The sequence below is a fragment of the Rhizobium sp. Root1204 genome, from assembly GCF_001424965.1.
GTDB lineage: Bacteria > Pseudomonadota > Alphaproteobacteria > Rhizobiales > Rhizobiaceae > Pararhizobium.
In genome coordinates this window covers 152,904-174,357 of sequence record NZ_LMCZ01000044.1, presented here as the reverse complement: position 1 = coordinate 174,357, position 21,454 = coordinate 152,904, and the positions used below count along the sequence as shown (strand labels likewise).

General features: G+C 60.7%; 11 protein-coding genes. 8 read left to right on the top strand and 3 right to left on the bottom strand.

Annotated features, from left to right (window positions below; all coding sequences use genetic code 11):
- The first annotated feature begins 5 nt into the window (after positions 1-5).
- From ASC96_RS31170 to ASC96_RS31135, 8 genes are all read left to right on the top strand, one after another.
- A complete protein-coding gene (locus tag ASC96_RS31170) occupies positions 6-5,459 on the top strand; it encodes an alpha-2-macroglobulin family protein (protein ID WP_060506938.1) in 5,454 nt (1,817 codons plus the stop codon).
- Entirely contained in the window at positions 5,459-7,543 is a 2,085-nt protein-coding gene (gene pbpC, locus ASC96_RS31165) for a penicillin-binding protein 1C (protein ID WP_060506937.1), read from the top strand. Before ASC96_RS31170 ends, pbpC begins: the two co-directional genes overlap by 1 nt.
- A gap of 187 nt (positions 7,544-7,730) precedes the next feature.
- Positions 7,731-8,657: a cellulose biosynthesis protein BcsN gene (gene bcsN / locus ASC96_RS31160; RefSeq protein ID WP_060506936.1), complete on the top strand. Its 927-nt coding sequence runs from the start codon at positions 7,731-7,733 to the stop codon at positions 8,655-8,657.
- Positions 8,658-8,765: 108 nt separating this feature from the next.
- Positions 8,766-10,952, top strand: coding sequence for a UDP-forming cellulose synthase catalytic subunit (gene bcsA / locus ASC96_RS31155; RefSeq protein ID WP_060506935.1), 2,187 nt, complete (start codon positions 8,766-8,768; stop codon positions 10,950-10,952).
- Positions 10,949-13,300 carry a cellulose biosynthesis cyclic di-GMP-binding regulatory protein BcsB gene (locus ASC96_RS31150; RefSeq protein WP_060506934.1) on the top strand — a complete coding sequence of 784 codons (2,352 nt, stop codon included), beginning with the start codon at positions 10,949-10,951 and terminating at the stop codon, positions 13,298-13,300. Before bcsA ends, ASC96_RS31150 begins: the two co-directional genes overlap by 4 nt.
- Positions 13,297-14,349: a glycosyl hydrolase family 8 gene (locus ASC96_RS31145; protein WP_082512338.1), complete on the top strand. Its 1,053-nt coding sequence runs from the start codon at positions 13,297-13,299 to the stop codon at positions 14,347-14,349. Before ASC96_RS31150 ends, ASC96_RS31145 begins: the two co-directional genes overlap by 4 nt.
- Complete coding sequence (locus tag ASC96_RS31140; protein ID WP_060506933.1) at positions 14,346-16,511, top strand: cellulose synthase; 2,166 nt, start codon at positions 14,346-14,348, stop codon at positions 16,509-16,511. The genes ASC96_RS31145 and ASC96_RS31140 overlap by 4 nt, the downstream gene beginning before the upstream one ends.
- 59 nt (positions 16,512-16,570) lie before the next feature.
- Positions 16,571-17,122, top strand: a complete 552-nt coding sequence (locus tag ASC96_RS31135; protein ID WP_060507042.1) for a glutathione peroxidase — start codon at positions 16,571-16,573, stop codon at positions 17,120-17,122.
- A 73-nt stretch (positions 17,123-17,195) separates the two neighbouring features.
- On the opposite strand, the gene ASC96_RS31130 is transcribed toward ASC96_RS31135, so the two are convergent.
- From ASC96_RS31130 to ASC96_RS31120, 3 genes are read right to left on the bottom strand one after another with little or no spacing between them, the layout of a single operon-like run.
- Positions 17,196-18,914, bottom strand: a complete 1,719-nt coding sequence (locus ASC96_RS31130) for a dihydroxyacetone kinase family protein (protein WP_060506932.1) — start codon at positions 18,912-18,914, stop codon at positions 17,196-17,198.
- Positions 18,911-19,864 (bottom strand): sugar phosphate isomerase/epimerase family protein, encoded by a 954-nt coding sequence (locus ASC96_RS31125; RefSeq protein ID WP_060506931.1) that lies wholly within the window; start codon positions 19,862-19,864, stop codon positions 18,911-18,913. The genes ASC96_RS31130 and ASC96_RS31125 overlap by 4 nt, the downstream gene beginning before the upstream one ends.
- Before the next feature lie 39 nt (positions 19,865-19,903).
- Positions 19,904-21,442, bottom strand: a complete 1,539-nt coding sequence (locus ASC96_RS31120) for a tripartite tricarboxylate transporter permease (protein WP_060506930.1) — start codon at positions 21,440-21,442, stop codon at positions 19,904-19,906.
- Between the last annotated feature and the right edge of the window lie 12 nt (positions 21,443-21,454).

Below are 21,454 nucleotides of genomic sequence, written 5' to 3'. Positions count from 1 at the left end.
TGTCTATGCGCGCGTTTATCCGGTTTTCAGCGATTGCTCTCAGCGTTCTTGCGTTTTCACCCCTGGTTCAGGCGGCGGAAACGGGCAGGCATATCGTCACCACGCAGGACGGCGATTATTTCGGCTTCGACCTGCGCACGGAACAGAACGTCTCGCTTGCCGATTGCGAGAAAGTCTGCGTCGCAGACTCGTCCTGCCGCGCCTTCACCTATAATCCCAAGGTGAAATGGTGCTTTCTCAAATCCGACTATAACACGCTGAACACGTTTACCGGTGCCGTCGCCGGCAAGGTCGTCGATGCCGCTGCCGCCGAACCGGATATCGGCGCGCCGCCCGCCCTGCCATTCGTCACGGAACAACTTCTGACTGACGCCCGCGCCACCAAGGAAAATCTCTCGGTGCTGGCGGACCAGGATGCCCTCGGTCTGAATGGCCGCAAGGCTGAAGCTTATCGCGAACTGACGGCCGGCAATGTCGGTCCGGCGCTGAAGGCTTTTCAGGGCGCGCTATCCATTACGCCGGATGATGGCGCGCTGTGGATCGAAGCTGCGCGGGCGGCAAACCGCGTTTACGGCAATTCCGATTTCGCCACGCAGGCATCGCTTGCGGCTCTTAACGCCTATCAACTGTCGCGCACAACGCAGACGCGGGCGGAGGCCTTGGCCGTTCTGGCAACGGCTTTGAAAAACGTCGAGAATTTCCGGGCCGCACTCAGCGCCTACAAGGCGAGCCTCGAACTGGTCGAAGCCAAATCCGTTCGCGCCGATTATACCGACCTACGCACCCGCCAGGGGTTCCGCGTTACCGAACATACGATCGACTCCGACAGCGCGACACCGCGCGCCTGCGTCCAGTTTTCCGAACCGCTGGTCAAGGCCGGTGTCGATTACACGCCATTCGTTCTTCTGGATGGCGCGACCCCCAAGGCTGTCGAAGCCAAGGGCAGCGAAATCTGCGTCGAAGGCCTTACCCACGGGCAGAGATACAAGGTGGCCTTGCGCTCCGGCCTGCCGTCATCCGTCGATGAGCCACTGGAAGCCAATGTCAATCTCGACGTCTATATTCCCGACCGTGCAGCGATGGTGCGCTTTACCGGCGACAGTTTCGTGCTGCCCGGAACAGCCCGCCGCGGCATTCCGATCGTTTCGGTCAACACTGCCAGCGCCAATCTGAAGCTTTACCGCGTCGGTGACCGCAACATCGCCTCGTTGCTGACCGCCTCGCAGTTTCTCACCCAGCTCGACGGCTACAGCGCCCAGCGGATCCAGGATGAAAACGGCGAAATGGTTTGGCAGGGATCGATCGATATTGCGACCGACCTGAACAAGGAAGTCGTTACCAGCTTTCCCGTCGATGAAGCGCTGCCGCAGCGCAAGCCAGGTGTCTATGTCCTGACCGCCGTCTCGGCGACGGGCGCTTCCAACGAGTGGGACAGCCAGGCGACACAATGGTTCGTCATCTCGGATATCGGCCTGTCCACTTACTCCGGCACCGACGGACTTTCGGTGTTTGCCCGGTCGCTGGCATCGGCCAAGCAGGTCACCGGCATCGAATTGACGCTGCTTGCCAAGAACAATGAAATCCTCGGCACCGCCACGACCGACGCCGATGGCCGCGCGACCTTTGACGCCGGCCTGCTGCGCGGCACGGCCGCCATGACCCCGGCCGTTATCACCGCAAAGAGCGGCGAGGACGATTTCGTTTTCCTCGACCTTACCCGGGCCGGCTTTGACCTGTCGGATCGCGGCGTCACTGGACGCGCCGCTCCGGGCGCCATCGACGTGCTGACCTGGACCGAACGCGGCATCTACCGCGCCGGCGAGACCGTGCATGTCTCGGCACTCGCCCGTGACAGCGCCTCGGTAGCGATCGAGAAACTGCCGCTGACCTTCATCTTCATGCGCCCGGATGGCGTCGAGGATCGCCGTGTCGTCAGCGATGGTGGGCTGGCAGGTGGCTATGCGCTGGATCTCCCACTACAACCGAATGCGATGCGCGGCACCTGGACGGTCCAGATTTTCACCGACCCGAAGGGGACGGCGATCAGCGAGAAGCAATTCCAGGTCGATGACTTCGTCCCTGACCGGGTCGAGTTCGACATGGCAAGCACAGTCAAGCAGATCGAGATCGATACGCCAGCGCCGATCACCATCGACGGCCGCTTCCTCTATGGCGCACCGGCCGCGGGACTGGAACTCGAGGGTGAAGTCGGCCTGAAGCCGACCCGCGAAAGCGCCGATTTCAAGGGCTACTTCTTTGGCCTTGCCGATGAGGAAGCCACCGAAGACAGCCGCACGACGCTCGAAGGGCTGGAGCCGCTCGACGAAGATGGCAAGGCGACTTTCGACGTCACGTTGACCGACGTTCCCTCGACCACCCAGCTGCTGAACGCCAATATTACCGTTCGCGTTCAGGAAGCCGGCGGCCGGGCGGTCGAGCGCTCCCTGACGCTGCCGGTCAAACCGGCGGGCGCGATGATCGGCATCAAGCCGGAATTCTCAGGTGATCTCGCAGAAAACGCCGTCGGTAAATTCCACGTCATTGCGATCGATGAAAGCGGCACCAAACAGGCAAAGACCGGTCTTTCCTGGAAACTGCTGCGCGTCGAGCAGGACTATCAATGGTACCGCGATGGTACCGCCTGGAAATACGAGCCTGTGACCTCGACCAAGCAGGTTTCGACCGGCAAGTTGGATGTCACCACGGATGGCGGCGAGATCGCCATCTCAGCTGGATGGGGCCGCTACCGACTGGAAGTGGAGACGGCCGACATCGATGGTCCCACCTCAAGCGTCGAATTTGATTCAGGCTGGTACGTCACGGCAACCTCGACCGAAACGCCGGACGGGCTGGAAATCGCGCTCGACAAACAGAACTACGCAATCGGCGACACCGCCAAGCTGCGCATCTCGCCGCGCTTTGCTGGCGAAGTTTTGGTTACGATCGGTTCGGAAAAGCTGATCGCCACGCAAACCGCGACTATTGCCGCTGAGGGTGGCGAAGTCGATATTCCGATTACCGCGGATTTCGGCGCTGGCGCATATGTGACCGCAACGCTCTATCGCCCAGGCGATGCGCAGGAAAGCCGCATGCCGATGCGGTCCATCGGCATCAAGTGGCTGGCCGTCGATCCAGCCGAGCGCAAGCTATCCGTCAAGCTCGGTCTTCCGGAAAAGACGCTGCCACGCCAGACATTGAATATCCCGGTCGAGGTCACCGGGGCAGGGGTAGGTGACGAAGCCTATGTCACGGTTGCCGCCGTCGATGTCGGCATTCTCAACCTGACGCGTTACGAGGCGCCCGATCCGGCTGGCTGGTATTTTGGCCAACGGCAGCTCGGCCTTGAAATCCGCGACCTCTATGGACGGCTGATCGATGGCTCGCTCGGAGCGACCGGGCGCCTGCGCACCGGCGGCGATGGCGGCCAGATGGCGCTGCAGGGCAAACCGCCGACCGAGAAGCTGGTGGCGTTCTTCTCCGGCCCCGTCCAGCTCGATGCAAACGGCAAGGCGATCATCAGCTTCGACATTCCGCAGTTCAACGGCACGGCCCGTGTCATGGCTGTCGCCTGGTCGAAGGCCGGCGTCGGCCACGCTTCGACCGATGTCGTCATCCGTGATCCCGTCGTGGTCACGGCGAGCATGCCGCAATTCCTGGCCCCCGGCGACAAGGCGGAGCTTCGGCTCGATATCGCCAATACCGACGGCCCGGCCGGCGACCTGAAACTCAATGTGACAAGCAGTTCCTCCGTTGTGATCGATGCGGCGCAAGCGCAGCAGACGTTCAGCGTCAAGCCGGGCAGTAAATTCGACCTGACATTGCCGCTCTCCGGCGTCCACCCGGGAGATGGGGCGATCAACATCGAACTGACCAGCGCCGACGGCCTGTCGCTGCAACAATCGGTTTCCGTTCCGGTGCGGCCTGCCGCCCTGCCGTTGACGACCCGGCATCCGCTGACCATCGAGCCGAATGCTAGCTTGAAAATTGATGGCGATCTGTTGGCTGAAAGCATGCTGCAGGGATCGGCCGTCAGCATCAGCGTCACCCGCTCCGCTGCCTTTGATATTCCAGCCCTGCTGACATCGCTCGACCGCTACCCCTATGGCTGCGCCGAGCAGACGACGAGCCGGGCTCTGCCTCTGCTTTATCTCAGCGAACTGGCCAAACAGTCCGGCCTGCCGGAGGATGGCGATGTCCAGAAGCGCGTCCAAGAAGCAATCTATCGGGTTCTGTCCTATCAGTCCTCCACCGGCAGCTTCGGCCTCTGGAGCCCCGGTTCCGGCGATCTCTGGCTCGACGCCTATGTCACGGACTTCCTGACGCGGGCACGCGAACAGAAATACCAGGTGCCGGACCAGGCGATGATACAAGCGCTTGACAATCTGCAGAACGCGATGAGCTACGATGTCGACATGAAGAGCCAGGGCAATGAAATTGCCTATTCTCTCTACGTGCTCGCCCGTAACCGCAAGGCGGCGATCAGCGATCTGCGGTACTACGCCGACACTAAGCTCGCCGAATTCCCGACGCCGCTGTCGAAGGGGCATCTGGCCGCGGCTCTCGCCCTTTATGGCGACGCGCAGCGCTCGCAGAGCATTTTCGAAGATGCGCTGCAGATGTCGACTGCAACGGCAAGCAATGCCAGCCTTGATCGCTCCGATTATGGCTCGGCTCTGCGTGATGATGCTGCTGTTCTGACATTGGCCGCGGAAGCGCGGCCCGTGCCGACGATTATCCCGCAACTCGCCAAGATCGTTGCCCGCGAATGGGAGCAGAAATCCTATACGAGCACGCAGGAGCAGATGTGGACGCTGATGGCGGCCCGCGCTATCCAGGGTGGCGACAGTGACCTCAATCTCGACATCAATGGCACGCCGCATACCGGCGGTTATGCGGCACGTTTGACCGGTGACGAAGTCCTCGATCAGCCGGTGACGATCACCAACCGGTCGAGCGAGCCAGTCGCTGCCGTCGTGACAACGGTCGCCGCGCCCGCGTTCCCCCTGCCTGCCGGCGGCAACGGTTTCAGCATCGAGCGCACCTACTACACACTTGACGGCGATGCGGCCAATGTCACGCAGGCTAGGCAGAACGAGCGTTATGTCGTTGTTATCAACGCCACGGAAAGCAACGCCTGGCCGTCACGCGTGCTGATCACCGACCTCTTGCCGGCCGGTTTCGAGATCGACAATCCGACGCTGGTCGATAGTGCCAAGCTGTCGAACTTCGAATGGATCGGCGAAGTCGAGGCCGCCCATACGGAGTTCCGCAGCGACCGTTTCGTTGCCGCCTTCGATCGCACGGCCGGCGACAACCGCACGATCACCGTTGCCTATGTCGTCCGTGCCGTCACACCCGGCACCTACGATCATCCGGCGGCCAGCATCGAAGACATGTACCGGCCGCAATTCTCCGCGCGTTCCGCGATGGGACGCATGGAGGTTCAGGCGGTCCAATAATGTCTTTCTGGGCGAAAACCTGCGCTGCATTGGTGGGCTCCGCACTTGTGTGCGTCGCCATCATGTTCGGCCTGGACGTGGCGGATCGCGCTTATCCGCCGCCGCTGGAACAGGCCCGCACGGTATCGGCCGAAGTGCTGGATGCCGATGGACAGCTATTGCGCGCATTTGCGGCACCGGAAGGCCGCTGGCGGTTGCAGACGACGGCAAAGGATGTCGACCCGCAATTCGTCCGCATGCTGATTGCCTATGAGGACCAACGTTTCTGGGAGCACAACGGCGTCGATCCCTTCGCTTTGATGCGCGCCGCCTGGCAGTTTGCGACCCATGGGCGGATCGTCTCCGGCGCCTCGACGCTCTCGATGCAGGTGGCGCGACTGATCGAACCACGCGAAGGACGGTCCTTCACTGCAAAATTCCGCCAGCTTGCCCGCGCCGTACAGATCGAACGCCGCCTGAGCAAGGCCGAAATCCTTGATCTCTACCTCACCCACGCGCCCTATGGCGGCAATCTCGAAGGGATCCGCGCCGCCAGTCTTGCCTATTTCGGCAAGGAACCGCGCCGCCTCACGGTATCGGAAGCGGCGCTGTTGGTGGCACTTCCACAGTTGCCGGAGAAACGTCGTCCCGACCGCCATTTAAAGGCGGCAGAGACGGCCCGGCAACGGGTTCTGGAGCGCATGGCAGTTTCTGCCGTCATCGGAGAAGGGGAGGCGGAGCGCGCCACCTTGGTCGGCGTGCCAGCCCGACGCCTGCAATTGCCGGCCTTCGCCGCCCATGTGGCCGAGGCCGCGCGGCGCAAAGAGCCGAAGGTCATCCAGCATCAGACGACGCTGCGCCGCACGATCCAGAAGGGTCTGGAAACAGTTGCCAAAGAAGCCGCCGTACGCCTCGGCCCGAAAGTCTCGATCGCCATGGTCATGGCGGATGCGCGCACCGGCGAGATCGTCGGCGAACTTGGTTCGGCCGATTACTTCGACGCCAGCCGCTCCGGCTGGATCGACATGACGCGCATCTCGCGCTCGCCGGGCTCGACCCTTAAACCGTTTATCTACGGCCTCGCCTTCGAGGAGGGCCTCGTTTCCCAGGAAACCATCATCGAGGACAGGCCAGCCGATTTCTTCGGCTACCGGCCACGCAATTTCGACATGACCTATCAGGGCGATGTCAGCATCCGCCAGGCACTGCAGCTGTCTCTCAACGTTCCCGCCGTGCGGCTGCTCGATTCCGTCGGTCCGACACGGTTGATGGTACGGTTCCGTCGTGCAGAAGTGCGGCCTGTCCTGCCGCCGAATGAGGCGCCCGGTCTGGCCATCGGCCTTGGCGGCTTGGGCATCAATCTGAAGGATCTCGTGCAGCTCTATGCCGCCCTGGCCAATCGCGGCAAGCCGGTCCGGCTCGGCGATGGCATCCGCGAACAACCGGGTGCGCTCGAGAACGAACCGCTTCTCGATCCCGTTGCCACATGGCAGGTTGCCGATATCCTCTCCGGCGTGCTGCCCCCGGCTGGAGCCGTCCAGCGCGGCATCGCCTACAAAACCGGAACAAGCTACGGTTACCGCGATGCCTGGTCGGTCGGATTTGACGGCCGTTACGTTCTCGGCGTCTGGGTCGGTCGCCCGGACAATGGAGCGGTTCCGGGCCTCACCGGCTACGGCACCGCAGCCCCGATCCTGTTCGAAGGTTTTGCCAAATCCGGCGTCGCCATGACGCCGCTGCCGCGCGCTCCGGCCGGTGCGGTGCGCATTGCCCAGGCCGAATTACCGATCAGTCAGCGGCGATTTTCCCTGACCGCCAACGGTCTCGTGTCGGCAACGGTCCGCGAGGCAGCACCGCAGATCGTCTACCCTCCAGAGGGCGCCCGCGTCGAATTGGGCGTCGACACCGATGGGATGTCCATGCCGCTTGTCCTCAAGCTTCAGGGCGGGAGGGCGCCCTTCCGCTGGCTTGCCAATGGCAAGCCGCTGCCCGAAACATCAAGGCGCCGCGTCAATCAATGGATACCGGATGGCGCCGGTTATTCCACGTTGACCGTAATCGACGCAGCCGGGCGCGCGGCAAGCGTGCGGGTTTTTCTCAACTAGAATCATCCCCGATTTCAGACCTGTAGCCGTCATCAGCCAAGGAGTTGGCAACTCCGAATAGTCCCTGTCATCAATGGGGATTCCCGAATCTGGCCTCATGATCTATCAGTAAGAGAAGATTCGATCCGATCTGATTCGAAATCGCGCTTGGCAGTGATCCATCCGCGAAGAAATTGACGGAGGCATATTGTCCTTTCCACGAACCCCAGCCATTCGATATACGCTTGCCGGCATCGTCGTGACGCTCGGTCTTGCAGGCTGTGGTGCCCGTGAAGGCGTGAGGCTGTCCGATACCGTAACCACAGTGCCCAATGAGACCGCATTTGCCCTGCCAGGCCCTGGCGGACCGGCCATCGTCAACATCGTCGAGCGCACGTTCAGAAATGCGACCCAGCAGGACATCCTCCTGTTCACATCGGCATCCACGCCCGGCCAGAATGTCATGCGCGTGCAACTGTTCGGACCCGTCGGATCGAAGTTCGAAGGAACGCGGTCTCTTGGCTACTCATCCGTGCGGGCGAGCGAAATCGCCAGGGAAATGCGCAGCGCCCTTCCCGGAATCGCGCTCAAGCAGTCGCCGATCTACCTGCAGAACAATTACGGCCCCTTCAGCTATGCCTATGGCCGTGGCCGCGGCAACGATGCCTGCCTTTATGGCTGGCAGCAGATCCGTTCGCCGGAGGATGCGCGAACGGCTTTCCAGAATCGCGGCACGATCCAGGTTCGCCTGCGGCTCTGCGAAGAGAATGCCAGCGAAGAGAAGCTGGTGAGCAACATGTACGGCTATACGATCCGCGGCGCCTTCAATGCAGCGGGCTGGAACCCTTACGGGGAGCCGCCCAGCGTTGACCCGACATTGGGCCGGAGCGGACATCCGATCTATCCCAAGACGCAAGACGTGCATGACAATGTGATGCCGGTCGTCGAGGTCGAGCGCCCACGCCCCGCCGTGCGGTCCCGGCAAGTCGTTGTTGCCAGCGAAAAGATCGAGCCAGTCAAACAACCGGCAGCGGAAGAAACCATTCCTTTACCAACAACGGGGGATATCAGGGGGATCGTTGTGCCTTCGCCCGATTGTGTGAACCAGTCAGCGGATGCCGGACGATGCAAGTAACTTCGGCATGATCCGAATTGCCGGATGCAGTTTGGGTTGACCATGGCGTTTTGAGGGCTTCCGCCGGCATTTGAGTGCCACCGGCAGGCCTCCTGAAGGGTACCAACCATGCGCAAAGCGAGCATCGTTCTTTTCTGGGGAATCGCTTCCCTTTGCGTGATTGCGCTGGTTACCCTGCCGATCAACCTGCAGACCCAGCTGATTGCCAGCATCGCCGTCGTCACGTTCATGGCTGCTCTGAAGATCCTGAGAGCAGAGGGAACCTGGCGTCTCACAGCACTTGCGTTCGGCACGGCAATCGTCATGCGTTACGTCTACTGGCGCACGACCAGCACGCTGCCGCCGGTCAATCAGCTTGAAAACTTCATTCCGGCCTTCCTGCTCTACCTGGCTGAAATGTACAGCGTGATGATGCTGGCGCTGAGCCTGTTCGTCGTTGCCATGCCGCTGCCATCGCGCCCGTCACGCGCTGCAACGAAAGGGCAGTATCCAAGTGTCGATGTCTATGTGCCAACCTACAACGAAGACTCGCATCTGCTTGCCAACACGCTGGCTGCCGCAAAAGCCATGGACTATCCCGCCGACAAGCTGACAGTGTGGCTGCTTGACGATGGCGGCACGCTCCAGAAGCGGAACTCGGCAAACCTGCTCGAAAGCCAGATGGCCAAGTCCCGGCATGAGGAACTGCAGGTCCTCTGCGCCGATCTTGATGTCCGCTACCTGACGCGCGAACGCAACGAGCATGCCAAGGCCGGCAATCTCAATAACGGCATGCAGCATTCGCAAGGCGAGCTGGTTGCCGTCTTCGACGCGGACCATGCGCCTGCGCGGGACTTCCTTTTGGAAACGGTCGGTTATTTCGAAGACGATCCGAGACTGTTTCTCGTTCAGACACCGCATTTCTTTCTCAACCCCGATCCCGTCGAACGCAACCTGCGAACATTTGAAAAGATGCCGAGCGAGAACGAGATGTTCTACGGCATCATCCAGCGCGGCCTCGACAAGTGGAATGCCTCTTTCTTCTGCGGTTCGGCGGCGGTGTTGCGCCGGCAGGCGCTCGACCAGACCGGCGGCTTCAGCGGCGTCAGCATCACGGAAGACTGCGAAACCGCGATTGATCTTCATGCTAGCGGCTGGAACAGCGTTTATGTCGACCGACCGCTGATCGCCGGCCTGCAGCCCGCAACTTTTGCCAGCTTCATCGGTCAGCGCAGCCGCTGGGCGCAGGGCATGATGCAAATCCTGCGCTTCAAGTTCCCGCCGCTGAAGCGCGGCCTGTCGATCCCGCAGCGCCTCTGCTACATGTCGTCGACATTGTTCTGGCTCTTTCCTTTTCCCCGGACGATCTTCCTGTTCGCGCCGCTCTGCTACCTGTTCTTCGATCTGGAAATCTTCACGGCATCCGGCGGCGAGTTCCTGGGCTATACCCTTGCCTACATGCTCGTGAACCTGATGATGCAGAACTATCTGTACGGCTCTTTCCGCTGGCCATGGATTTCCGAACTCTATGAATACGTCCAGACGGTTCATCTCCTGCCTGCGGTTGTCTCGGCAATCGTCAACCCGAGAAAGCCCAGCTTCAAGGTGACGGCAAAGGACGAATCCGTTCTGGTCAGCCGTCTTTCGGAAATCAGCAGACCGTTCTTCATCATTTTCGGCATTCTGCTGCTTGCCCTTTTGGTGACGATCTATCGTGTCTACACCGAACCCTACAAGGCAGACGTCACGCTGGTGGTCGGCGGCTGGAACCTGCTCAACCTCCTTCTTGCGGGATGCGCACTTGGCGTCGTTTCCGAGCGCGGTGAATTGTCGGCAACACGCCGGGTTAAAGTGACGCGCCAGTGTGAATTTGGCCTCGGGGAACATTGGTATCCGGCAACGATCGATGACGTTTCGGTCTATGGTGCCCGCATCAATGTCTATGCCAAGACGATCGGCTCGCCCGCTGTTGATACACGCGGCCTGATCCGTTTCACGCCCCATGGCCGCGAGACCGCAGAAATTCTTCCGGTCGCCGTCCGCAATACGCAGGTGGATGGCGATATCGTCACGATGGGTTGCCAATACCTGCCGGAAGCGGCGCGCGATCACAGTCTCGTCGCCGATCTGATTTTCGCGAATTCGCAGCAATGGACAGAGTTCCAGCTGTCGCGCCGCGGCAATCCCGGCCTTTTCCGTGGCACGCTCTGGTTTTTTGGGTTGGCCTTCTATCAGACTAGCCGGGGGCTCGCCTATTTCTTCAGCAATCGGGGAGCAAGCGGCAAGCCCCGGGTTTCGGCGGGAGTACGAAAATGACAAAGGCCGTCATCCTCGCCCTGACGTTGCTTGCTTTGCCGGCCGTCCCGCTGCGCGCCCAGACGCTTCCTTTCGACATGACGCCGGAGCGCCCCGCCTCGGATAGTCCTGCCGTCACAGTGCCGCCGGAAGATCAGGGCAAGAATCCACCCGGTTCCCAGCCGGTGACCGTCGCACCGGTTGCCGAGACGGTCATAACCGAACCCCTCCGGCGGTATGTTCTTCCGGAAGGCAGCCTCGGGTTGACGGGGGAATTCGAAGACCGGCTCTGGTCGGTCTATCTCACCCCCCAGCAGGCCGCCACAGGGGCGAAGCTCAATCTTGGCTATCAGAATTCGATTTTCGTTGCCCCGGAAACATCGCGCCTGACCGTCGAGGTGAACAATACGAAGATCGCCGATGAAGCGATCCGTTCACCGGAATCCATATCCGATCTTGGCCTCAACCTTCCGAAGGACCTGTTGAAGCCGGGATCGAACCTGATCCGTCTGCGCTCCAGTCAGCGTCATCGCACCGATTGCTCCGTTCAATCGACCTACGAACTCTGGTCGAACATCGACGCAGAGAAAACCTATCTCAGTTTTGCCGGCAACGAGCCCCTGACCATGCAGAGCCTCGATGACATCAAAGCCATCGGCGTCGATGAAAGCGGTCTCACCCGGTTTAATTTTGTGGTTCCGGCGCTGGAACAGCCCGGCTCGACCGCCCCTTTGATGCGCCTTTCGCAGGGCCTTGCGGTTCTGGCCGATATGCCAAACCAGTCGTTCTCGTTTGAAACCAACAAAGTGACGCCATCAGGTCCTGGCGAAATGACCGTCCTCGTCGGCACGCCCACGGAACTGTCGCCGCTGTTTGCGTCCTTGCCTGTTGGCGCCGCCTCCGGGCCGGTTGCCGGTTTTGTTCAGGACGCAAAAACCGGAATGCCGGTCCTCGTGATCACCGGGCCGACATGGCAGGCGATCCGCAGTGCGATCGAAAGCATTGTCGCCCCGACCGATATTACAGCACCGGTCCGCCGCGACGTGATTACCACCCAACGCTGGCGCGCTCCGGACGCGCCATTCCTGTTTTCCAACACCCGGCTTCCCTTTTCGCAACTGGGGCTGAAGACCGAAGAATTTTCCGGCAGGCGCTTCCGCACGGACTTTACCATCGGTATTCCATCGGACTTCTACGCCTCCTCCTATGGCGAAGCGGTGATCCTGCTCGACGCGGCCTATTCGTCGGCGGTCATGCCCGGAAGCCACATCGATATTTACGTCAATGACAGTATTGCCTCCACGGTTCCCATCACCTCATCGGGCGGCGGGCTCCTTCGTCATCTGCCGATCAATGTAACCATGCGGCATCTTCGTCCGGGCGTGAATACGATTGCAATCGAAGCCATTCTGGAAACCGAAAGCGATAAGGTTTGCGCGCCTGGAGCGACCGGTGCGGATGCCCCGCGTTTTGCACTGTTCGATACCTCAGAATTTCACATGCCGGACTTCGCCCGCGTGGGCCAACTGCCCAACCTCGCGGCGACATCAGGAACGGGAGCGCCTTACAACAGAAGCGTTGATCCTGTTCCACTGTTCATGGATCGCATCGATGCGAACACGCTTTCGGCGGCGGCGACATTCCTGGGACGGCTGGCTACGGGGGCTGGACATCCTGTCGCTGTCGAAACAGTGGCCTCCCCGGCATTGATCGGCAACAGAAGCGCAATCTTCATCGGCTCCCTGTCGCAGATGCCGCAGATGGTCTTCACTCAGATGAACATTTCGGAGGCGAGCCGCAACACGTGGGGACCTGATACAGGCGCTCAGGCGCAAGGTGTCAATACGCAGGCCGCCTATGATGAGTGGCGTGATAAGTTGAAGGGTGGCTTGTTCAGCCGCCAGATCAGCGCGCTTGAGGGGTGGCTGAAGCAGAATTTTGACATCACGCTGACATCCCTGCGGTTTGCGCCCAGATCGGAAAGCAGCTTCATGCCATCAAACGCCGCATCGTTGCTCCTGGCGCAGGCATCCAGCCCCGATGGGACGGGAACATGGACGGTTGTCGCCGCACCGACCGGCAAGGAACTGCGCGACAGCATGCAGGCCCTGAGCGGACACACGCCGTGGGCGCAGCTTGCCGGGCGTATCTCGACATATGAGGCCGGCACCAAGACAGTGCAGACTGTACCGGTGAACAGCTTCAAGTTCCTACCGACACAGCCCGGTTCGTTTTCCAATTACCGGCTCATCGCGGCCAACTGGTTGTCGACGAACATCCTGTCCTATGCGGTGTTGCTTGCGGTGCTTGCCGTCATACTCGGATTGGCGACTGCAACGATGCTCAGCAATCTCGGGCGGCGGCAATGAGAGGAAAACTGCTGGCGGCCTTCCTTGCGGGACTTTTCAGCTTCTGTCTGGCGAGTACTCCGGCGGCTGCACAGCAACCCTTGATCGCCGCCGATGCATGGCAGGCTTACAAAGCGAAATTTCTCGACCCCGGTGGCCGCATCATTGACGATGCTAACGGCAATATCAGCCATAGTGAAGGCCAGGGCTATGGATTGCTGCTGTCCGTGCTTGCAGGCAATCCTGCGGATTTCGAACTCATCTGGTCTTTTACCCGCACTGAACTTCTGTTGCGGAGCGATGGCCTAGCGGCCTGGAAATGGAACCCTGCCAGCAAGCCGCATGTCACCGACATCAACAATGCGACGGATGGAGACATCCTGATTGCCTACGCGCTGGGGCTGGCGGGGAAACAATGGAACCGGCCGGACTACATCAAGAATGGCGCGAGCATCGCCCGCGCCATTCTTGATAAGACCGTTATTCAAAATTCGGGGCGGACGCTGCTCTTGCCGGCCGCCACAGGCTTTTCCGCCAAAGACCGCGATGATGGCCCCGTCATCAACCCTTCCTACTGGATTTTCGAGGCCTTTCCGGTGCTCGATCAATTGGCACCTTCTCCGGTCTGGGAAAAGCTGGGTACCGATGGCATTGCTATTCTCGGTGAGCTTCGCTTTGGTCCAAAACAATTACCCACGGATTGGGTATCGCTGACATCGCCGTTAGCCCCCGCAACCGGGTTCCCTGCGGAATTTGGCTACAATGCCTTGCGCATCCCACTTTACCTCGTGCGTGGCGGGATAACCGATCGAGACTTGCTGACGAGATTGATGCGGGGGACATCCGGTGCAAATGGAGAATACGCAACCATAGATATTTCTTCTGGTCTGCCGAAGGACAACCTCTCTGATCCGGGTTATCAAATAATTAACCATATTCTGGCCTGTGTGGTGAACAAGACAGCCGTGCCGGAAGATTTGAAGCAATTCGCGCCGACCCGCTATTATCCTTCTACGCTCCATTTGCTGGGGCTATCATTTATAGCTGCTCAGCAGCGGGAGTGCTCATGAAGTCAACCTTCATCGCATTGTCAGCAGCGATCGTCGCCATCAGTGTCTTCGGGATGAATAAGCCTGATTACATCAAGCATGCGATGCAATCCCTTTCGCTGGCCGATGCGGAAGAGCCTGTTGCGCTGTCGCCGCGTCTGGTTCAGCAGTCAGACTCGGGCGTCACTGGCGTAAACGCGCCCGTATTCCGCGAGATCAAACGTTCAGCGCGGCCGGTACTCGACACGGTGGTGACTGCTGCAACGGCGGCAACCGTCGATGAAAGCGCGTTGCGTTATTTTGCCAGCCGTGGCGATACGGCGCGGCTTCAGGCAGAAATCTCCCGATTGAAGGCTCTCTATCCGGATTGGGTGCCGCCGAAGGATCCGTTGGCTGTTCCTCAAAATGAGGACAAGCAGCTGGAGACGATGTGGGATCTCTATGCACAAGGCCGTTACGCCGAAGTCCGCAAGGCCATTGCGGAACGTCAGATCGCGGAACCCGCGTGGAAACCGCCGGCGGACCTGATCGACCGTTTGACCGTTGCCGAAGCCCGTACGCGGCTGATCAACGCCTCGGACCTGAAGCAATACGACACCGTCGTACGGATCGGCTCGGAAACGCCGAGCCTGCTCACCTGCAGTGAAGTCGATGTGCTTTGGCGCGTGGCCGAGGCCTTCTTCCGCACAGACAAGGCACAGCGGGCGACGGACGCCTATTCCTATATCCTGAACAATTGCCAGAATGCCGCCGAGCGGCTGGCGACGGTCCAGAAAGCAGCCGCCATTCTTCCCGCCAAGAGTGTCGAGGATTTGCTCGCTAAGGAGAAAACGGCTCCTGACGGCACGATGGAATTCGACAGTATCCGCGACGATCTCGCGCGCCGGTTTGTTGCTGAAGCCAATGCCGACGGAAAGCTTGTCGTTCCGCCGCAATATCTGGCGCGTGTGGAACATCTGGCCGAGACGGGCGGTCTTGCCTCCGATGCCCTCTTGCTTGGCTGGTATCATCTGCCGCGGGGCGACATGGAAGCGGCGGAAAAATGGTTCCGCAAAGCGCGTGACAAGGAGGATACGGCGTCCGCTTCGCAAGGGCTGGCGCTCACCTTGATCGACCGCAACGATCAGCTTGCTGCCGAAGACACGATGTATCGCTGGCGCGACGATTCCAAGGACGCAAAAGCAGTTTATCTTGCGGCCACCGCCAATCTGCTGGCGCTCGAGCCGCCCGTCGCGATTTCCGGTGAGGTGCTGAAGCGCATTGCCGCCGAAGTGATAAAGTCGCGTGATGCATCAACCGCCCAGCAGTTCGGCTGGTACGCCCGCGCACTGAACCAGCCGCAAACGGCCCTGCAATGGTTCCGGGCCGCACTCGGTTGGAAGCTTGACGACGAACCGTCGGCTTACGGACTGGCGGTGACCTATCAGCAGCTGGACGATTTGAAGGGGCTCTCAGAAATCCAGCGCCTGTGGGCGGGACGCTCGGAGCGTATTGCCAAGGTCGGCGAAGTCGAAAAGCCGGAAACGGCAAACAGGCAGCTACCGGTAGCGAATGAAACGGTTGCCGTCAGACGGCAGCCGCGCAAGGTCGTGACGTCGCAGGATGTGGAATACGACCAGCAGGAGCAAGTGGCTGTCACACGTCCACGCAGAACCGTTTCGGCCGATCGGGGCTGCAAGTCCACGATCAATCCGCAAACGCTGGCGCCTGAAGCCGCTCTGACGCGCGGTTGGTGCCTGATGGAGCGCAACAGGCCAATGGAAGCCGCGGCGGCTTTCGAGGTTGGCATGCTTGGTTCATCGGCAAAAACCCGCGAGGATGCAGCCTATGGCCAAAGCCTCGCCTACTTGCGCGCCGGTCTCTCAGCCAAGGCTGCGGTCTCCGCGATCAAGGCGCCACAAAACCGCCAACGCGCTTTCGAACTGCAACAGGCGATCCTCGCCGACAAGGCGGTGGCAGCGTTTGATGCCGGCCGCTCGCGGGAAGCGATCCTTATCCTCGATCAACTGAGGCAGATCGGGCCAGAAAGAACCGACCTCCTGTCGCTTCGGGGCTATGCCTACCTGAGGCTGAAGCGTTACGCCGACGCACGGCGGGTGTTCGAAGCGCTGGCTGCCATCGGCAATCGCGATGGTCAGCGTGGACTTGGCATTCTCTACCAGATATTCAACGACAAGGATTGACCGGGACGCAAGGCTCCCCCCGGCTTTCCGGTTTGGCCATCGGGAGCGGAGTGGACAACGTGACAACTTCCCCTTTGGATATCCCGGTCAAGACAGCCGACGGGCGCCAGACGACGCTTGCCGAATTTCGCGGCCGCGTCATGCTGGTCGTCAACGTCGCGTCGAAATGCGGCCTGACGGTCCAGTATGAAGGTCTCGAAAAGCTGTATGAAGCCAAGCGCGACGCAGGGTTTGTCATCCTTGCCTTCCCGGCCAATGATTTCATGGGGCAGGAGCCGGGAACCGAGGCCGAGATCGTCGAATTCTGCACCAGCACTTACGATGTACAGTTTCCCATTTTCTCAAAGATTTCCGTCAAAGGGCAAGCGGCTCATCCGCTCTATCGCAGCCTGACGGCAATTGCGCCCGACGCTACCGGTGAAGGCCCGATGCGGGAACGGTTGAAGGGATACGGCGTCGAGCCGGAAAACAAGGCCGACGTGCTCTGGAACTTCGAAAAGTTCCTGATCGGCCGCGACGGCAAGGTCGCCACGCGCTTTTCACCCGATGTCACCGCAGAGGACGGCCGCCTCGTTTCCGCGATCGATAGGGAACTGGCGCAGAGGGCCTGAAATGCCGGAGCTTTAAAAAGCAACGACCGGCCATGCATCTAATCATAGCCGGTCGAAGTGGATACAGTGCGGCTTACTTGCCGCCAGACTTGGAAATATAATCTGCCGCCACCCGCGCGACGAGCGCCAGTGACACTGCACCGGCATCGGGATGACCGATACTCTTTTCGGCGAGCGGCCGGGCGCGGCCGAGTTTCGGGGTGAGCGCCGAGGTCGCGTCGGCGGCAGACTTCGCAGCATCTGCCGCCAGAGACCACGCTTCTGGTAGCGATTTTCCGGAAGCGGACTCGCTCTCCAGCGTCTCGACAAACGGGATGAGTGCATCGACCAAGGTCTTGTCGCCAAGCCGCGCGCGGCCAAGCCGGGTAACGCCATCCAGCGCAAGCCGGGCGCCCTTGACGGCCGCATCCTTCTCGATTGCGTCATTGTCGCTCAGTGCATTGCTCCACGAGCGCAGCAAAAGGCCCCAGATCGCACCCGAGGTTCCGCCAGCCCGGTCAGCCCAGGCATCACCGGCAATGGCCAGCACGCTTGCGGCTCCCGCACCCGCTGCGACAGCCGCGTTGGCAGCATCGAGTGCCGCAGCCGAACCACGGCGCATGCCCTGGCCATGATCACCATCGCCCGCATGGGCATCGATCCGGCCGAGTTCTTCTTCCGCATCTTTCAATGCTGCGGCGATGCCGGTGAGCAGACCGGCGACGCATTTGCCCGCTTCCTTCGACGCTTCGGAGGAAGGCGCGAACGTCAATTTTCCTTCGACGTCCTCAAGCGCGTCATTTGCTTGCTCCGTCGAAAACGTCGCGCCGCGGCGCAGCACAGGCGTATCGCAGGCGGCCGACCACAGTGTTTCCAGTTCGTCGTCGAGCCAGAGCAACGTCAGCGAGCAGCCCTGCATGTCGAGGCTGGTTACGAATTCGCCGGCTTCCGGAGCTACGACATCCAGTCCGGCATCCTTCAGAAGCGTCGAAACGGACGTCCAGAGTACGAACAGCTCTTCATATTTCGTCGCCCCCAATCCGTTGAGGATAACGCCAACCTTGGCTGTTCCGGATGGACGTTCCGCCAGCAGCTTTTCGGTCAGGAGCTTTGCCAAGTCCTTCGCAGGAAGGATCGCTTCGTCCTTGATGCCCGGCTCGCCATGGATACCGAGACCGAGCGCCATCTGGCCATGCGGTACAGTGAACAGCGGTCCAGCAGCCCCTGGCAAGGTGCAGCCCTTGAAGGCAACGCCGAAAGAGACGGTGCGGTCATTGGCAAGGCGGGTGACGCGCTCGACTTCGTCGAGGTTCATGCCGGCTTCGGCGGCAGCCCCGGCGATCTTGAAGACGACGAGATCGCCCGCAATACCACGGCGTTTTGCGGCCGCATCTGCTGGCGCACTGGCCACATCATCAGTCACCGGCACGATGCGAACATCGATGCCCTCGGCGCGCAGGCGTTCCGCCGCAACCCCGAAGTTCAGAACGTCACCGGCATAGTTGCCGAAACCGAGCAGGATGCCGCCGCCCTGGTCCGCATGGCGGCAAACGCGTGCCACGGCAGCCGTGGAAGGGGAGGCGAACACGTCACCGGCGACGGCCGCATCGGCAAGGCCGGGGCCGACATAACCGGCGAAGGCCGGATAGTGTCCGGATCCGCCGCCGATCACCACCGAGACCTTGCCCTTCGGCACTTTGGTCGAGCGCACAACGCCGCCCTTCACATGGCGGACATACCGGCTGTAGATCGCGGCAAAGCCGGCGAGCGCGGTCGTTGCGAATTCCTCGGGCTCATCGAAAATGGTGGTCATGACGTCTGTCCTTGGTCGCGAGGCAGGATACGCCTCAGATAATCGCGATTGGCTGCGCTGACGGAAAGCCCGTCACCGCCATAATGTTCACAAAGGAAGGGGCTCGAAAAGCCATGTGCCAGCGCCATGCGAATGGCGGCGCGATAATTGATTATGCCAGACTCCAGCGGCGCCGGATGCGTGACGATGACGCCGGATGCAGGATCTTCGGTGCGGGTGTAGTTCTTCACGTGCCAATATTTCGCATAAGGCGCAACCTTGGCCATCATCTCCTGCCAGTGCTCGACCGGCCGGTGCAGGCGGATCAAGTTGCCGAGATCCGCGTTGATGCCGACATTGGCAAGGCCAATGTCCTCGACCAGCCGGACGGAGCTTTCCGCCGTGCCGAGATAGGTGTCCTCGTACATTTCCAGCGCCAGTTCGATGCCGAGCTCTTCGGCATGGCGTCCGAGTTCGCGAATGCGTGTAACAGCCTTGTTCCACACTGCCGCATCGTCCGGGTTCTTCGCGCCATCGACGGTCCAGAACCATAGCGCTTTCTTCTGGGCATCGGTCAGTGCCTCGAACAGGCCGAAAGATACGGAGCCTGCGCCGATGGCCTTGGCGGTATCGATAACCCGATGTCCATAGGCAAGATACTCGTCGCCGTGCTGCGCGTCGATAACGCTACGCCGTGCCGTCGAAATCGCTGGCATCGTCAATCCCAGTGACTGGGTCAGCGCCACGAAAGCGTCAAGCCGTGCGAGTGAAAGATCGGCGAGCCGGATCCAGCTGTCAGTCGGGTCAAGCTCGGTGAAACCGGCATCGACCACATCGGCAAGCGTCTCCGCCCATTCCTCAACCGACTGATCCTGAACGGAGCGCCCATCGGGCAGGGTGTTCGGATACTGGATCATCGCGGCTGCGATCGGCCAGGTCTCTCTATTCCATTGGCGCGGTTTGGCGGTCATGGCTTTATCCTTCAAATTTCAGGGACATGTGGCGGCCGGTCAGGCCGCCGTCTTTCCATCATTGGCGGATGCCGGGGTTTCCTTCTTGCCGCCACGGACAAGACCGATCAGCCAGAACACCAGCGGCGAGAGGAGCAGCGCCAAGCCCAATGCCATCAGGCCGGAGACGAGGCTATTCGACCAGAAGATCGAGAGATCGCCATTCGACATCAGCATCGACTGGCGGAAGGCGTCTTCAGCCTTGTCGCCAAGAACCATGGCCAGAACCAGCGGCGCCAGCGGATAGTCGAGCTTCTTGAAGATATAGCCGAGCAGGCCAAACGCGATAACCAGCCAGATATCCATCACCGAATTGGCGACCTGATAGGCGCCGGAGAAGATGACGGCAACGATGATCGGGCCGATAATGGCAAACGGCACCCGCAGGATCGACGCATAGAGCGGTACGGTGGCAAGCACCAGGATCACGGCAACGATATTGCCGAGATACATCGAGGCGATCAGCCCCCAGACGAAATCTGGACGGTCGGTAAACAGTGTCGGGCCAGGTGTCAGGCCCCAGATCATCAATCCGCCCATCATGACGGCAGCCGTAGCAGAACCCGGAACACCGAGCGCCAGCATGGGCAGCAAGGCGGAGGTTCCGGCCGAATGGTCGGCCGTTTCCGGCGCAACGATACCGCGCGGATCACCCTTGCCGAACATCGACTTGTCGCGCGCCGAGCGGCGGGCAACACCGTAGCTCATGAAGGAAGCAGCGGTTGGGCCGGCGGGTGTGATACCCATCCAGATGCCGATGATGGTGGAGCGCAGAATGGTGAACCAGTAACGCGGCATCTCGATCAGCGTGCGGCCGATTTCCGCCATTTTCACGCGTGCCTTGATGCCTTCGAAACGCAGGCCTTCTTCCGTGGTCAGGAGCAGTTCGCCGATACCGAACAGGCCCATGACGGCGATGAGGAAGGAAACGCCCTTGATCAGTTCAGGAATATCGAAAGTGAGGCGCAGGTTGCCGGAGATCGTGTCCATGCCGACCGAGGCCAGCGCGAAGCCAAGCATCATCGAAACCAGGGTCTTGAACGGCGATTGCGCGCCCATCGAGATAAAGCTGGCGAAGGCGAGGAAATAGACGGCGAAATATTCAGGCGACGAGAATTTCAGTGCGAAATTGGCGACCCAGCCGGACAGGAGCGTGATCATCACGACACCCGACAATGCGCCGATACCGGCGGACACAAATGCCAGTGTCAGCGCACGGCTCGCCTGGCCGGTCTTTGCCATCGGATAGCCGTCGAAGGTCGTCGCGACAGAGGAGGGTTCGCCGGGGATGTTGAACAGGATGGACGTCGTCGATCCGCCGAAAAGCGCTCCCCAATACATGCAGGACAAGAGGATGATCGCCGAAATCGGGTCCATCGAGAATGTCAGCGGCAAAAGCAGCGACACGCCGTTGGGAGCCCCCAACCCGGGGAGCACGCCGACGAGGATGCCAAGCGTCACGCCGAGCATCATCAGCAGAATATGATTGAAGCTCAGGATATGGCCGAAGCCGTCGATCAGGAGACCGATATTTTCCATGTCTTTCCTCCT

What these genes read in the sequence shown, in the direction of transcription:
- ASC96_RS31150 (WP_060506934.1), top strand. Translation starts at nt 10,949, where the DNA reads ATGACAAAGGCCGTCATCCTCGCCCTGACGTTGCTTGCTTTGCCGGCC.
- bcsA (WP_060506935.1), top strand. Translation starts at nt 8,766, where the DNA reads ATGCGCAAAGCGAGCATCGTTCTTTTCTGGGGAATCGCTTCCCTTTGC.
- ASC96_RS31125 (WP_060506931.1), bottom strand. Translation starts at nt 19,864, where the DNA reads ATGACCGCCAAACCGCGCCAATGGAATAGAGAGACCTGGCCGATCGCA.
- ASC96_RS31120 (WP_060506930.1), bottom strand. Translation starts at nt 21,442, where the DNA reads ATGGAAAATATCGGTCTCCTGATCGACGGCTTCGGCCATATCCTGAGC.
- ASC96_RS31130 (WP_060506932.1), bottom strand. Translation starts at nt 18,914, where the DNA reads ATGACCACCATTTTCGATGAGCCCGAGGAATTCGCAACGACCGCGCTC.
- ASC96_RS31145 (WP_082512338.1), top strand. Translation starts at nt 13,297, where the DNA reads ATGAGAGGAAAACTGCTGGCGGCCTTCCTTGCGGGACTTTTCAGCTTC.
- pbpC (WP_060506937.1), top strand. Translation starts at nt 5,459, where the DNA reads ATGTCTTTCTGGGCGAAAACCTGCGCTGCATTGGTGGGCTCCGCACTT.
- ASC96_RS31140 (WP_060506933.1), top strand. Translation starts at nt 14,346, where the DNA reads ATGAAGTCAACCTTCATCGCATTGTCAGCAGCGATCGTCGCCATCAGT.
- ASC96_RS31170 (WP_060506938.1), top strand. Translation starts at nt 6, where the DNA reads ATGCGCGCGTTTATCCGGTTTTCAGCGATTGCTCTCAGCGTTCTTGCG.